14 protein-coding genes are annotated in these 14,233 nt (G+C 64.1%); 6 read left to right on the top strand and 8 right to left on the bottom strand.

Annotated elements, in window-relative coordinates:
• The first annotated feature begins 308 nt into the window (after nucleotides 1-308).
• Nucleotides 309-1,709: an MATE family efflux transporter gene (locus ACVNHC_RS17900; RefSeq protein WP_050472448.1), complete on the top strand. Its 1,401-nt coding sequence runs from the start codon at nucleotides 309-311 to the stop codon at nucleotides 1,707-1,709.
• A gap of 132 nt (nucleotides 1,710-1,841) precedes the next feature.
• Here the strand turns inward: ACVNHC_RS17900 and ACVNHC_RS17895 are convergent, their stop codons facing one another.
• The 3 genes from ACVNHC_RS17895 to ACVNHC_RS17885 all read right to left on the bottom strand — a co-directional run bounded on the left by ACVNHC_RS17895 (nucleotide 1,842) and on the right by ACVNHC_RS17885 (nucleotide 3,792).
• Nucleotides 1,842-2,951 carry a 5-(carboxyamino)imidazole ribonucleotide synthase gene (locus ACVNHC_RS17895; protein WP_457168430.1) on the bottom strand — a complete coding sequence of 370 codons (1,110 nt, stop codon included), beginning with the start codon at nucleotides 2,949-2,951 and terminating at the stop codon, nucleotides 1,842-1,844.
• Between the two features lie 6 nt (nucleotides 2,952-2,957).
• Nucleotides 2,958-3,455, bottom strand: coding sequence for a 5-(carboxyamino)imidazole ribonucleotide mutase (gene purE / locus ACVNHC_RS17890; protein WP_457168428.1), 498 nt, complete (start codon nucleotides 3,453-3,455; stop codon nucleotides 2,958-2,960).
• A 130-nt stretch (nucleotides 3,456-3,585) separates the two neighbouring features.
• Nucleotides 3,586-3,792, bottom strand: a complete 207-nt coding sequence (locus tag ACVNHC_RS17885; RefSeq protein ID WP_019965137.1) for a YdcH family protein — start codon at nucleotides 3,790-3,792, stop codon at nucleotides 3,586-3,588.
• A 377-nt stretch (nucleotides 3,793-4,169) separates the two neighbouring features.
• On the opposite strand from ACVNHC_RS17885, the gene ACVNHC_RS17880 reads away from it, so the two are divergent.
• A complete protein-coding gene (locus ACVNHC_RS17880; RefSeq protein WP_026355828.1) occupies nucleotides 4,170-4,349 on the top strand; it encodes a YdcH family protein in 180 nt (59 codons plus the stop codon).
• 200 nt (nucleotides 4,350-4,549) lie between these two features.
• On the opposite strand, the gene rpmE is transcribed toward ACVNHC_RS17880, so the two are convergent.
• Complete coding sequence (gene rpmE, locus ACVNHC_RS17875) at nucleotides 4,550-4,774, bottom strand: 50S ribosomal protein L31 (RefSeq protein WP_019965135.1); 225 nt, start codon at nucleotides 4,772-4,774, stop codon at nucleotides 4,550-4,552.
• A 290-nt stretch (nucleotides 4,775-5,064) separates the two neighbouring features.
• Here rpmE and ACVNHC_RS17870 point away from each other — a divergent pair, with 290 nt between their 5' ends.
• Nucleotides 5,065-6,864, top strand: a complete 1,800-nt coding sequence (locus ACVNHC_RS17870; RefSeq protein WP_457168590.1) for an ABC transporter transmembrane domain-containing protein — start codon at nucleotides 5,065-5,067, stop codon at nucleotides 6,862-6,864.
• Nucleotides 6,865-6,926: 62 nt separating this feature from the next.
• Here the strand turns inward: ACVNHC_RS17870 and ACVNHC_RS17865 are convergent, their stop codons facing one another.
• The gene (locus tag ACVNHC_RS17865; protein ID WP_050472555.1) at nucleotides 6,927-7,718 is read right to left on the bottom strand and encodes an SDR family NAD(P)-dependent oxidoreductase; all 792 of its coding nucleotides are present in this window, start codon (nucleotides 7,716-7,718) and stop codon (nucleotides 6,927-6,929) included.
• A gap of 112 nt (nucleotides 7,719-7,830) precedes the next feature.
• Entirely contained in the window at nucleotides 7,831-9,747 is a 1,917-nt protein-coding gene (locus ACVNHC_RS17860) for a propionyl-CoA synthetase (protein WP_457168425.1), read from the bottom strand.
• A 219-nt stretch (nucleotides 9,748-9,966) separates the two neighbouring features.
• On the opposite strand from ACVNHC_RS17860, the gene ACVNHC_RS17855 reads away from it, so the two are divergent.
• Entirely contained in the window at nucleotides 9,967-10,743 is a 777-nt protein-coding gene (locus ACVNHC_RS17855; RefSeq protein ID WP_082205886.1) for a sulfite exporter TauE/SafE family protein, read from the top strand.
• Nucleotides 10,744-10,828: 85 nt separating this feature from the next.
• Here ACVNHC_RS17855 and rcdA read toward each other — a convergent pair whose 3' ends face one another.
• Both rcdA and ACVNHC_RS17845 read right to left on the bottom strand, forming a co-directional pair.
• Nucleotides 10,829-11,368, bottom strand: coding sequence for a protease adaptor protein RcdA (rcdA, locus tag ACVNHC_RS17850; RefSeq protein ID WP_058898771.1), 540 nt, complete (start codon nucleotides 11,366-11,368; stop codon nucleotides 10,829-10,831).
• A 377-nt stretch (nucleotides 11,369-11,745) separates the two neighbouring features.
• Nucleotides 11,746-11,952 carry a DUF1192 domain-containing protein gene (locus ACVNHC_RS17845; protein ID WP_457168422.1) on the bottom strand — a complete coding sequence of 69 codons (207 nt, stop codon included), beginning with the start codon at nucleotides 11,950-11,952 and terminating at the stop codon, nucleotides 11,746-11,748.
• Between the two features lie 298 nt (nucleotides 11,953-12,250).
• On the opposite strand from ACVNHC_RS17845, the gene ACVNHC_RS17840 reads away from it, so the two are divergent.
• Complete coding sequence (locus tag ACVNHC_RS17840) at nucleotides 12,251-13,273, top strand: NAD(P)H-quinone oxidoreductase (RefSeq protein WP_457168420.1); 1,023 nt, start codon at nucleotides 12,251-12,253, stop codon at nucleotides 13,271-13,273.
• A 187-nt stretch (nucleotides 13,274-13,460) separates the two neighbouring features.
• A complete protein-coding gene (locus ACVNHC_RS17835; protein WP_050472456.1) occupies nucleotides 13,461-14,195 on the top strand; it encodes a DUF1013 domain-containing protein in 735 nt (244 codons plus the stop codon).
• Nucleotides 14,196-14,233 lie beyond the last annotated feature (38 nt).

Genomic DNA, 14,233 nt, shown 5'->3' with positions numbered 1-14,233 from the left:
GCCTGAAAGGCCTGTTCTCGCAGCCACCACCGCTCACTGGCGCGCGTGTTATCAGAATTTGGCCGCAATGTCCACTCTGCTTGCGCTCTGCGCCTGCGAAAGCGCCAGCCTGGTCCCGTTGCGGCAGAACTGGTTGTGCGGCGGGTGTGCCAGTATTGCGGGTGGACAGGGGCAGCCAAAGGGTCTACCTCTTTCTGCCCATCAAACAGGCATGCCCTCCATGCCGGTGGGGAGTTCCTTCATTGCACCGCCCCCGCATGCCATTGATCTGACGGGAGACGTGCCTGCCGCGCTTTCCGGAGCCTGTCATGCAGACCTCACCCCCGAATGCCCCTGCCGCTCTTCCGGCGAAGAGCCTCTGGCTCAGTGATATCCGCCCGACGCTGGTGCTGGGCCTGCCACTGGCCGGTGCCCAGCTGGCACAGATGGCCATCAACACCACCGACGTGATCATGGTGGGCTGGCTTGGTGCCGTCGAGCTTGGCGCCGTGGTTCTGGCGCAGAATGTCTATATCCTGTTCTGGATGTTCGGCATGGGCGTTTGCCAGGCCATCGTGCCGCTGGCAGCGGCCGCGCGCGGGCGCAAGGATGCCCGCGCCATGCGCCGTTCCGTCCGCATGGGGCTGTGGATCGTGGCCTGCTACTGCGGGCCGGTGTGGCTGCTCCTGTGGTTCAGCGAGGATATCCTCCTGATTCTGGGACAGGAACCGCAGATTTCTGCGGCCGCCGGGGCCTATGTCCGGGTGATGCAGTGGTCGCTGTTCCCGGCGCTTGCGGTCATGGCGCTGCGCTCCTTCCTGACGGTCACCGGCCTGACGCAGATGGTGCTCTGGGTGACGGTGCTTTCCGCCTTCCTCAACGGCGGTCTCAACTATCTGCTGATTTTCGGCAATTTCGGCTTCCCAAGGCTGGAGCTGGTGGGGGCGGCCATTGCCTCGGTCCTGACATCCAGCTTCGGCTTCCTGCTGCTCGCGGTTTATGTCACGCGGCACCGCCGTCTGCGCCGCTTTGCCATTTTCGGACGGATCTGGCGGCCGGACTGGCCGGATTTCTTCACGATCATCAAGGTCGGCACACCCATCGGCGCGACCATCGTGGCCGAAGGCCTCCTGTTCTCCGGATCGACACTGATGATGGGCTGGCTGGGAACGGTTTCCCTTGCAGCCCATGGCATCGCCCTGCAACTGGCGGCCATCACCTTCATGATCCCGCTCGGCATCAGCCAGGCGGGCATGAGCCGCATCGGCATCGCTGCCGGTCAGCGGGACCGGTCCGCGGTTGCCCGGGCCGGCTGGGTCACGCTCGGCCTTGCGCTCGTCTCCATGGGCTGCGCTGCCATTACCTTCTGGACCATTCCGGAGTTTCTGGTCGGCCTGTTCCTCGATAGCGGCCATCCGGATACGCCGCCGGTTCTGGCGCTGGCTGCGGTGTTTCTCGGTGTGGCTGCCATCTTCCAGCTGGCCGATGGGGCGCAGGTGGCGGCAGGCAGCATCCTGCGCGGGCTGGGGGACACGATGGTGCCCTTCTTGCTGGCGCTTGCCGGTTACATCGCCGTCGGCATGACCACGGCTTACGTGCTTGCCTTTGTTATCGGGTTGGGCGGTGTGGGCATCTGGTGGGGCCTTGCCGTTGGCCTTGCCTTCACCGCTGTTCTCGCCATCTGGCGCTTCTCCCAGCGCGAGCGGCTGGGGCTGGTGTCCAGAGGCTGATTCAAGCCCGCGTGGCGTGTGAGCCTTTTCAAGGCGTGATGCGTCAGCAGAGCAGGCCTTGGTGCTACGAAACGGAAAAGGCCCGGCGGAGCGTTTCCACCGGGCCTTTTGATTCATGCCGCCAGCGGGATGTCAGCCACCTGCCTTCGGGCGGATGCGGTTGACGTGGCCCATCTTGCGCCCCTGCCGGATTTCGGCCTTGCCGTAGAGATGCAGCCTTGCGCCGGGCTCGGCAAGGACAGCGGCCCAGCCCTCGGCATCGGCGCCGATCAGGTTTTCCATCACCACATCGCTGTGGCGCGCCGGATTGCCCAGCGGCCAGCCTGCAACGGCGCGCATGTGCTGCTCGAACTGGGAAACGAGGCAGCCGTCCTGCGTCCAGTGACCGGAGTTGTGCACGCGCGGGGCAATCTCATTGACCAGCAGGTCCTCGTCCGCACCGGAGCCGGTGACGAACATCTCCACACCCGTTACGCCTACGTAGCCGAGACTGTCGACCACGCGCCGGGCAATCTCCCGCGCCTTGTCCGCCGTGGCCGGTGTGACGCTGGCCGGAACGGTGGAGGTCTTGAGGATGTGGTGCTCGTGGTGGTTCTCGGTGATGTCGTAGCAGGCGATGTCGCCATTGATGCCGCGTGCGGCGACGACAGAGACTTCCCGGGTGAAGGGGATGAGCTGTTCCAGCACCAGATCCTTGCCGCCAAGTTTCGCCAGCGCATCGGCTGCGGTGGCGCGGTCGCGGATCATCGCCTGGCCCTTGCCGTCATAGCCGAAGCGGCGCGTCTTCAGGACGCCCTGTCCGCCGAAGCGGTCGAGCGCGGCGTTCAGATCCGCAAGGCTGTCAATGGCGGCATAGCCGGCAAGGGCAATGCCTGCGCCGGAGAGAAAGTCCTTCTCGCTCAGCCGGTCCTGCGACACGGCGAGCGCTTGCGGGCCGGGGCGGACGGGCACGAAGGAAGCAAGATGCGCCGCCGTCGGGCCGGGCACATTCTCGAACTCGTAGGTCACCACATCGACGCTGCGGGCAAAGGCCTCCAGCGCGGCAAGGTCCTCATAAGCGGCCTGCGTGTGCGTGGCCGCGACCTCGAAGGCGGGGCTTCCGGCTTCCGGGCAATAGATATGGCTCTTCAGGCCAAGGCTGGCACCGGCAAGGGCGAGCATGCGGCCCAGTTGACCGCCACCGAGAATGCCGATGGTGCTGCCGGGCTTCAGGATACGGCCGTCGTCAGGAAACTGGCTCATCCAGGGTCAAGCCTCGTCGCTCGGGAAATCGGCAACGGAAGCCGTCTGTTCGGCGCGGTAGCTGTCGAGCCGGCCGGCGAGCCCGTCATCGGCGAGGGCAAGGACGGAGGCGGCGAGCAGGGCGGCGTTGACGGCACCGGCGCGGCCAATCGCCAGCGTGCCAACGGGAATGCCTGCGGGCATCTGCACGATGGAAAGGAGGCTGTCTTCACCTTTCAGGGTGCGCGATTCGATCGGAACGCCGAACACCGGCAGCGGCGTGAGTGCGGCGGTCATGCCGGGCAGATGGGCGGCCCCGCCGGCGCCTGCGATGATGACCTTGACCCCGTTGCCGCGGGCGCCCCTGGCGAAGTCGAACATGCGCTCGGGTGTGCGGTGGGCGGAGACGATGCGGGCCTCATAGGCGACCCCCAGACGGTCAAGCGTATCTGCGGCGTGTTTCATGGTCGGCCAGTCGGACTGGCTGCCCATGATGATTGCGACCGGTGCGGGCCCGTTTGCCATGCTGTCTCCTTATACCAAGTCTGTGAGATGCTGGCGCATCAAGCCTTGAGAAGGCGCGGATTATAGGCACGGCAAGGCGTGGCGCAAGGCCGCAAGGGCCTGCGATCCGGCATTTTTCAGCCCCTGAGGATCAGGCGATGATATCCGGGAAAAGCTGGTCTTCCAGAATGGCGATCCGGTCGCGGATCATCAGTTTCTTCTTTTTCAGGCGCTGCAGCTGCAGGGCATCTGCGCTGCCGGTGCCGGCAAGGGCCTGAATGGCGGTATCAAGGTCACGGTGCTCCTGGCGCAGCTGCGCCAGCTCAACTCGCACGGCCTGTTCATTAGCTTCCGGCATCGCTCTCCCCAGACACAATACACGCCGGGCTCAAGTGCTCTGATCCTGGCACAAGTGCTCCCCGGCCCATCGCGCCTTGCAACTCCAATCGCGGTGGAGAAACCGTACACCGCTGCCTGCGTTTCTGCGAGCCAAATTTGCACCGGGTGGTCCCAACACATTGTGGGCGTGGACAAATTCCGGTTTTATGGTGCGGTGCAATAGAATAGAATCCCTCTATTATTCTTGTGATTTTAATTCTTACGTAAGTGTAGTTTTTATTTTGCACTGCACTATGCGTCAGATGCAGAGCGGGTCCCATGAAATGCATTCGACAAGCCGGCAAAATGTGTGGCAACATCTGTCTGTCTGAGCCAACAGGACAAGGAGCACTATCCATGTCAATGCAGTCGCATCTTGCAGAACTGGAGCGCCGCCACGCAGCCCTCGACGAAGAGATCGAAACGGCCCTGCGGCACCCGAGCGTCGATACGCTCGAACTGGCCGAGATGAAGCGCAAGAAGCTCAAGCTCAAGGAAGAGATCTTTAAAATCCAGTCGAAAGCCACGATGCACTGAGGTCTGGTCTGACCTGAAGCAACTGTGACATGACAGGAAGCATGAGCTGGCGGGGCTTCCGCCAGCTGCCAACCGGGACCAAAGCGCCAACCGGCTGAAGCGGAGCCCGCAGACAACACGAAAATCAGAAAACACGAAAAACCCCCGGCCAGTCAGGTCCGGGGGTTTTTTGATGCTTGCAAGATCTGCAGTGCTGGGGCTCAGGAGCCCAGGAAGCCTGCGAACTTGTTCTTGAAGCGCGAGACGCGGCCACCACGGTCCATGATCTGACGGTCGCCGCCGGTCCAGGCCGGGTGGGAGGTCGGATCAATGTCGAGGGTGAGCGTGTCACCTTCCTTGCCGTAGGTCGAACGGGTCATGTATTCCGTGCCATCGGTCATCACGACCTTGATGCCGTGGTAATCGGGATGGATGTTCGCTTTCATCGCCGGTCCTTTCCAGCACCTGCCCACACACCCGTGAGGGCGTTCCGGCGAGATGCAAGTCCTGAAATTTGAGCCAGCGAACGTCTTCCGCACGCGTGACCCTTGAAACATGAGGCGCTGCTATATCTCAAGACGGCAGGCAAGACAAGGGCAGGCAAACGCTTGCAGGCGCCTTTTTCCGCTTGGAATTGCCGCTGCCATGGGCCAAGTGATGGCAGGACAGGTTGACAGAGCTGACGGGCAGGCAAATGAGCGGGCAGTTTGACGGCGCAAGAGACGCAAATACGGCAATGCAGGGCGCTGAAGGCGAGGCTGAAGCACGCCGCCGCTCACTGCGGCCGCTGGCTCAGCTTCTCCCCTATGTGCTGCGTTACCGCTGGATGGTTGCCGGGGCGATGGCGGCGCTGTTTGCGGCGGCCTCCGTCACGCTGGTTCTGCCTGTGGCCGTGCGGCGGATGATCGACAACGGCTTCACCGCAGGCGATCCGGCGCTGGTCAACTCCTACTTCCTGATGCTGATCGGCGTTGCGGCGGCCCTCGCTCTTGCCAGTTCCTGCCGGTATTTCCTCGTCATGTGGATCGGCGAGCGCATCGTTGCCGATGTGCGGGCGGATGTCTTTGCCCATCTGACGGCGCTTAGCCCGGCCTTCTATGACAGCGCCCGCTCGGGTGAGATCCTGTCGCGGCTGACGGCGGACACCACCCAGATCAAGTCCGCCTTCGGTGCCAGCGCCTCCATCGCCATGCGCAATCTGGTGATGTTCATCGGTGCCGTGTCGCTGATGGTCTTCACCAGCCCGCGCCTGTCCGTCATCGTGCTGGCCGCCATTCCGGTGATCGTGCTGCCCCTGATCGGTTTCGGCCGCTCGGTGCGCAAGCGCTCGCGCCGGGCGCAGGACACGCTGGCCGGTGCTTCCGCCTTTGCCTCGGAAATGCTGGGCGCCATCCGTGCGCTGCAGGCCTTCACCAGCGAAAGCGTTGCGGCAGGCAAGTTCCGCAAGGCGGTGGAAGAGGCGTTTGGCGCAGCGCGCAGCGCCATGGGCGCCAGGGCGGTTCTCACGGGCTTTGCCATCTTCATCATCGCTTCCAGCGTGGTGGCAGTCTTGTGGATTGGCGCAGGGGACGTGTTCGAGGGCCGGATGACCGGCGGAGAACTCGGCCAGTTCCTGCTCTATTCAATCCTTGCCGCCGGGGCTTTGGGCGAGCTGTCGCAGGTCTGGGGCGAGATTTCGCAGGCTGCGGGCGCTGCGGAGCGGCTGGGCGAGATCCTGCGCATCGAGCCGGTGATCAAGGCGCCTGCCCATCCCAAGCCCCTGCCAAGCCCGGCGCGCGGCGAAGTGAGCTTCGAGGGCGTCAGCTTCGCCTATGGCCACACCGGCGGTGGTCCCGTCGTGCGGGAGGTGACCCTTGACGTGAAGGCGGGCGAAACGGCCGCCATCGTCGGGCCGTCGGGGGCAGGCAAGTCGACGCTCTTCCACCTGCTGATGCGTTTCTATGACCCGGTGGCCGGCCGCGTGTGTCTGGATGGCGTTGACCTGCGCGATGTCAGCCCGCAGGCCCTGCGCTCCCGCATCGCGCTGGTGCCGCAGGACACAGTGGTGTTTGGCACGACGGCGGCAGAAAACATCGCCTATGGACGCCCCGGTGCCTCGCTGGAGGAAATCCATGCGGCTGCCCGCGCTGCCCGTGCCCATGACTTCATCTCCGCCATGCCACAGGGCTATGACACGGTGATCGGCGAGCGCGGTGTGACGCTCTCCGGCGGTCAGCGCCAGCGCATTGCCATCGCCCGTGCCATTCTCAAGGATGCCCCGGTGCTGCTGCTGGACGAGGCGACAAGCGCGCTGGATGCGGAAAGCGAGGTGCAGGTGCAGAAGGCGCTGGAGCAGCTGATGCAGGGCCGCACCACGCTGGTCATCGCCCACCGCCTTGCCACGGTGCTGAAGGCAGACCGGATCATCGTCATGGAAGAGGGGCGCATCGTCGAGATGGGCCGGCATGCGGATCTCGTTGCCGAAGGCGGCCTCTATGCCCGCCTCGCGCGCCTCCAGTTCGACGCCAGCCGCGAGGATGCGCTGGCCGGCGCCTGAAAAAGCTGCGGCGGCGCGTTCAGGGAACGGCCGCCGCAGCTTTTGTTTGAATGCGGGAGCGCTCAGTCGCCGTCCGGAACGGCGACCGTGTAGTTGAGCGGCATGCGGCCGCCGTCCACGTAGAGCGTCTGGCCGGTCATGTAGGATGCGTCGTCGGAGGCGAGGAAGGCGGCGACGGAGGCAATTTCCGAAGCTTCGCCGATCCGGCCGAGCGGGGTGCGCGACAGGATGCGGTTCTTTGCGGCCTTGTCGGAATTCACCGCCGCCAGCATGTCGGTCATGATCGAGCCGGGGCCGATGGCGTTGACGCGGATGCCATAGGGCGCCAGCGAAAGCGCCGTGGCGCGGGTCAGCTGGGCAAGGCCGCCCTTCGACACGCAGTAGGGGATCTGCGAGGGGATCGCCAGAACTGCGTTGATCGAGGACATGTTGATGATGCAGCCCGGCGTGCCGCCCGCCTCGACGCGCTCCACCATGTGGCGGGCAACGGCCTGCGACACCAGGAAAGAGCCCTTGAGGTTGACCTGAATGACCCGGTCAAAATCGGCTTCCTCCAGATTGAGGAAATCGGTGCCGGCGACGATGCCCGCGTTATTGACCAGAATGTCGATGTCGCCAAAAGCGTTCAGCGTTTCGGCGACCAGGTTCCGCACGTCCAGCGCTTCGGCGACGTTGCAATTGACATAGAGCACATCGCCCAGCGGCTTCAGCTCTTCGGCAGCGGCTTCGCCGGCCTCGTCGTCGATATCCGCGATGACGACCCTGGCGCCGTCGCTCAGAAAGCGCCGTGCAATGGCAAGACCGATACCGCGCGAGGCGCCGGTGACGATGGCAACCTTGTTGGTGAGGGACAAGGGAAAATCCTCGTTGTTGTGCAAGGGGTGAACCGCCCGGGAGAGGGCCGTTCCGCGCGCAACAATAGGGCCTTGCGGTCAGCCTGTCGATGGCTGACCGCGGCCCTGTGTCTCAGGCCCTTGTCAGAACACCATATTCCCTGAGGGCCGTCTCGATCTCGTCAAGGATGGCCGGATCATCGATCGTCGCGGGAATGCGGAACTCCTGCCCGTCAGCGATCTGCCGCATGGTGCCGCGCAGGATCTTGCCGGAGCGGGTCTTGGGCAGGCGGTCGACGGTGACGGCGATCTTGAAGGCAGCGACCGGGCCGATGACATCGCGCACGCGGCGGACAAGCTCCGTCTCCACCTCGTCATGCGGCCGGTTGACGCCTGCCTTCAGCACGACGAAGCCGCAGGGCAGCTGACCCTTGAGCTGATCGTTGATGCCGATGACCGCGCATTCGGCCACATCCGGGTGTCCGGACAGCACTTCTTCCATGGCGCCGGTGGACAGGCGGTGGCCGGCCACGTTGATGATGTCGTCGGTGCGCGACATGATCGACAGATAACCGTCCTCGTCGATGATGCCTGCGTCCGCCGTCTTGTAGTAGCCGGGGAACTCGTCCAGATAGGCGCTGCGGAAGCGGGCATCCGCGTTCCACAGGGTCGGCAGGCAGCCGGGCGGCAGGGGCAGCTTGATGACGATGTTCCCCAGCGTGCCGTTTGGCACCGGGTGGCCTGCGTCGTCCAGCACCTGCACGTCATAGCCGGGCATGGCCACCGTGGGCGAGCCGCGCTTGACGGGGAGAATGCCGAGGCCAACCGGATTGCCCGCAATGGCCCAGCCGGTCTCCGTCTGCCACCAGTGGTCGATCACCGGCACGCCGAGCTTTTCCTCCGCCCATTGCACCGTGTCCGGATCGGCGCGTTCACCGGCAAGGAACAGGGTGCGGAAGCCGCTGAGGTCATAATCCTCCATCAGCTTGCCGTAGGGGTCTTCCTTCTTGATGGCGCGGAAGGCGGTGGGCGCGGTGAAGAGCGCGGCGACGGAGTGATCCGAAATGACCCGCCAGAAGGCGCCCGCATCGGGCGTGCCCACCGGCTTGCCCTCATAAACCAGCGTGGTGCAGCCCTGCAGCAGCGGACCGTAGACGATGTAGGAATGGCCGACGACCCAGCCCACATCGGAGGCGGCCCAGAACACTTCGCCGGGCGCGATGCCATAGAGGTTGGACATGGACCATTTCAGCGCCACCATGTGGCCGCCGGTGTCGCGCACCACGCCCTTGGGCTGGCCGGTGGTGCCGGAGGTGTAAAGCACATAAAGCGGATCGGTGGCCTTCACCGGCACGCAAGGCACCTGACGGGCTGCCAGAAACGCGGCTTCCGTCAGGGCGCCGAAGTCGCGGTCGCGCTCCTGCGAAATCTCTGCGGCAAGCTGCGGGCGCTGGATGACGAGGCAGAACTCCGGCTTGTGTGCCGACTGGGCGATGGCCGCATCCACCAGCGGCTTGTAGGCAATCACGCGGCCGGGCTCGATGCCGCAGGAGGCGCAGATGATGGCCTTGGGCGCGGCGTCATCAATGCGGGTGGCCAGTTCATGGGCGGCAAAGCCGCCGAAGACCACGGAATGAATGACCCCCAGGCGCGCGCAGGCCAGCATGGCCATGGCTGCCTGGGGAATCATCGGCATGTAGAGAATGACGCGGTCGCCCTTGCCGATCCCATGGTCCTGCAGCACGGCTGCCATGGCCTGAACCTGGTCGAGCATTTCCTGATATGTATAGGCGGCCTGCGTCCGGGTGATGGGGCTGTCGTAAATCAGGGCTGTCTGTCCGGCACGGCCGCGGGCCACGTGCCGGTCGAGGCAGTTGTAGCAGGTGTTCGTCTCGGCCCCGGCGAACCAGCGGCCATAGGCGCCTTCCTGTGCATCGAAGACCTTGTCCCAGGGCCGGAACCAGTCGATCTCAGCCGCCGCCTGCGCCCAGAAGGCCTCCGGATCGCGTTTCCAGGCATCATAGGTTTCATGATAGCGGCTGGCGGCCATGGCTTGTCCTCCCAGACAGTTCGGCGGTTCCATCCCTTGCGGCCAGGGCAGGCTTGTGCCTTGCCGGGCCGCGTGGCGGAGAATGTCGCAGCTTGCGCTGCACAAGCAAGAGGGCGGCTGCTTAGACATTCGCAGGGGCGTGGGTTTACTTAACCTCTTTGGCTATGCTCCAAAGAGTGGCCCCTGTTTCGGGGGCACAGTCCCGCCGGAAGCCTCATCATGTTCCTGTCTCCGATATCCGATCCGCTGTTCTATGCCGTGGCCATTCCGGCCGTCATCCTTGCCGGGCTGGGCAAGGGCGGCTTTGGCGGGCCCATCGGCATGCTCGCCGTGCCGCTGATGGCATTGGTCATCCCGCCCATCCAGGCAGCTGGCATCATGCTGCCGGTGCTGATTGTGATGGACGGCGTGAGCCTTGCCGCCTACCGGGGCACGTTTGACCGCAAGGCCATCGCAATCCTGCTGCCTGCGGGCATCTTAGGGGTGGGGCTGGGCTGGCTGACGGCGGCCTTCGTCGAGAACGCGCATGTGACGCTGCTGGTCGGCGTCATCTCGCTGGCCTTTGTGGCCGACAGGTTCCGTCCCGGGCGCAGGGGAGGCGGGGCGCTGCCGCATAATCTGCCCTCGGGGATCTTCTGGGGCACGGTCTCCGGCTTCACCAGCTTCGTCAGCCACACGGGCGGGCCGCCCTATCAGATCTACATGGTGCCGCGCGGCCTTGCTCCGGCGCTCTTCGCGGGCACGGCCGTCATCTTCTTCACCACCGTGAATGTGGTGAAGCTTGTTCCCTATTTCCTGCTGGGCCAGTTCGATGCGGCCAATCTGGCGACCGCAGCGGTGCTGTTGCCGCTGGCGCCTCTGGCAACGCTGGCCGGCTGGCGGCTGACGCGGATTGTCCGCCCGCAGCTCTTCTACGGCGTGGTCTATGCCGTGATGGCCGTTGTCGGCACCAAGCTGGTCTGGGATGGCCTGTCTGCGCTTACCGGTGCAGGCTGATCCGGGCTTGATGCAGCCGCTGTTCCGGAACGGCACGCTGCCTGTCCCGGAACGGGCCTGAGAAGGGAAGGGTAAAGTCCGGCTCTCAGCCGGCCTTGCCGAAAGCCGCGAAGATGCGGTCGATCTGCTGGGCCACCGGGTTTTCGGCCGCAACCGGCTCTTCCGGCTTTTCTTCCACCGGATAGAGCATGGCGTCCAGATGCTGCACCCGCTCCTGCAGACGCACGGAGCGCAGGATCAGGTCCTGCAGGCGCAGCGGCAGGGCATCAAAGGAATTGCCCGAATTGGCGCTGCTCAGGCGGTCGAGGCGCACGCGATTCTTGTCGGTGCTGGCCTGATCGGGAGACATCTCGCCTTCGTTGACCGCGCGCTGCAGCAGCAGCCAGGAGGCGAGCTGCATGAGGCGCGTCGTCAGGCGCATGGATTCGGTCGCATAGGCAAGCGAGGCAGGGCGCTCCAGCCGCTTCGATTCACTGCGGCCGTTGCCGTCCAGATAGGCGGCCGTCTCTTCCACGAGGGCCATGCCCTCATGAAACAGCGCCTGGAACTGCTGGGATGCGGCAAGGCGGTCTGCGAAGCTGACCGTTTCCGGCACGATGCTGAGCTTCCTGGTTTCGTCCGTCATGGGTTAACGCCTTCTCATTTGACCCCGGTCCTTGTCCGGACCAGCCATCCGCTTCTGTTCCGATTTGAAACGCGCGGATTTCTTGACAGGATGAAGAGCAACTGCCGTGCCAGCCGCTGTGCCCATGGCGCTGCGGTGAACCGAATCCCTGCTTACAATGTCACGATGGCGAAAAAAAGAGCCGCGCGCGCGCGGCTCGAAGTCATTAACAGGGAGGCGTCAAACAGAGTGGACAGGAGCCACTCAGGAATCCAGATAACTGGACATTCACAGTTATCTCCCGGAAGGCTTAATATGGCGTAAATGAATAAAATTTTAATGATGCCGTTCCGTTAGCCACCTTTAACGGTCTGGTGATGCTGGGATTTTTTCTCACTTCACGATGATGATGGCTTGAACAGCGCATCGGCTGCTGCGCGAACACCGCTTCTGGCGTCAATTTCCCGCTGAAGACGGACGATCTCTGCTTGCAGGTTGGAGATCTCTGTCTGCAACTCGGCCTCGGACAGACGCGAGAGATCACTGCCCGGAACAAAGACCGCCGAAGCTGCCTTTGGTGCTGCCCAGATGTTGTCGTCACTCATCTGCCTTCTCCTCCTCTTTCTGCCGTGCCTTGCAGGCGCAGTGGCACAGGCTGGCACGGCGGGTGTGGCCCATTCCGGAACAGGTCCCGATCTGAAACCCTCTCCGCCGCGCTTGTGCCAGCGGACAAGAATAGGACAGGGCGCGGCGTCTGTCAGTCTTTCAGGAGAGACCTTGCATGTGAGGGGAGGGCAGCCTTGCGTGCGATTTCCGGGAAAACCGGTTTCCACTTTCGCCGGACAGACTCTACAGTGCCGGGCGAGAGTGTGAACCGCTTCAGACAGATACAGGGAGATTGCCATGTCCGCCATTCCGTCCAGCATTCCGCCCGGCCTGCCGCAGGAGATGACCGTGATGGCGATTCCGGTTCCCGGCGGGCCGGATGTGCTGGCGCCGGAGAAGCGGCATCTGCCGGTGGCGCAAAAGGGCGAAATCCTCATCAAGGTCGAGGCGGCGGGCGTCAACCGGCCGGATGTGATGCAGCGCATGGGGCTCTATCCGGCCCCCAAGGGCGCGTCCGACCTGCCGGGCCTTGAAGTGGCCGGCACGGTGGTGGACCGTGGCCCGGGTGCCGAGCGGTTCAACATCGGTGATCAGGTGACCGCGCTTGTGGCGGGTGGCGGCTATGCCGAATACTGCAAGGTGGACGAGCGCCACGCGCTGCCGGTGCCTTCCGGTCTTTCCATCGTGGAAGCTGCGGCTCTGCCGGAAACCTTCTTCACCGTCTGGAGCAATGTGTTCGACCGGGTGGGGCTGAAGGCCGGGGAACGCTTTCTGGTGCATGGCGGCACCTCCGGCATCGGCACCACGGCAATCCAGCTGGCCAAGGCCTTTGGCGCCGAAGTCTTCACCACCGTGGGCTCGGAGGACAAGCGCCAGGCGGTGCTGAAGCTCGGCGCGGATCACGCCATCAACTACAACACCCAGGATTTCGTCGAGGAGATCGGCCGCATCACCGGCGGGGCGGGCATCCACGTCACCCTCGACATGGTGGGCGGCGATTATGTCGAGAAGAACTGGCAGGTGGCGGCCGTCGAGGGGCGCATCTGCCAGATCGCCAATCTCAACGGGGTGGCCATGGAGGTGAACTTCAACCGCCTGATGATGAAGCGCCTCATTCACACCGGATCGACCCTGCGCCCGCGCGACAATGACTTCAAGGCGGCGATTGCGGCGGCTCTTGAGGCGCATGTCTGGCCGCTGATCGCAAATGGCACCATCCGGCCGGTGATGGATTCGACTTTCCCGCTGGAGCGGGCCGCCGATGCGCACCGGCGGATGGAAAGCTCCGGCCATATCGGCAAGATTGTCCTCACCGTCTAGGCGGCGATGGTGGTGCCGTCTGACGTTGCGGCAGAAAAGGTCGAGATTCTTTGAGGCAGGCGCGCTTGCGCGTTTGCCTTTTAAGCCGTCTCAGCCTATATTGTGGTCAATCTCCCATTCATTCGAACATGGAATACCGCTTTTTCGCCTTGCCGGGCGGAGAAGCCGACAGGAGGATTTTACACCGATGTCGAACACGCCTCTTATGCCGAAGGCCACTGCCGTCTGGCTGGTGGACAACACGGCGCTGAGCTTCACTCAGATCGCCGCCTTCTGCAAACTGCACCCGCTGGAAGTGAAGGCGATCGCCGACGGTGAAGCCGCACAGGGCATCAAGGGTCTGGATCCGGTGATGACCGGTCAGCTCAGCCGCGAGGAAATCGAGCGTGCGCAGCGTGATCCGAACTATCAGCTGAAGCTGCAGGGTTCCAAGGTCGTCGTGCCGGAAAGCAAGCGCCGCGGCCCGCGCTACACCCCGGTGTCGCGCCGTCAGGACCGCCCGAACGCCATTCTCTGGCTGGTGCGCAACCATCCGGAGCTGAAGGATGCGCAGATCATGCGCCTCGTCGGCACCACCAAGCCGACGATCGCCGCCATCCGCGAGCGCACCCACTGGAACTCCTCCAACCTGACGGCATCCGACCCGGTGACGCTGGGCCTGTGCAGCCAGCTCGAGCTGGACATGGAAGTGGAAAAGGCCGCCAAGAACGCCCCGCCGCGTCCGGAGACCGATTACACCGAACTGCTGGCACCGGTGGAAGACACCACGAGCGAGGAAGCCATCGCCGCCGCCTTCACCCGCGACCGCCCACAGCGCGAAGTGGAAGAAGAGATCGACGCCGATGCGGTCTTTGCCAAGCTCAACGCGCTCAAGGGCTCGAAGAAGAACGACGACGAGGAAGAAGACGACTACCGCTTCTGAGCCGTCAGCGTTTCGCGATCATTCAAGGCCGTCCCATT

It is taken from the genome of Pannonibacter sp. Q-1, from assembly GCF_054073275.1.
Note: the sequence above shows the minus strand (reverse complement) of the source record. Positions and strands in the feature narration are given on the sequence as shown.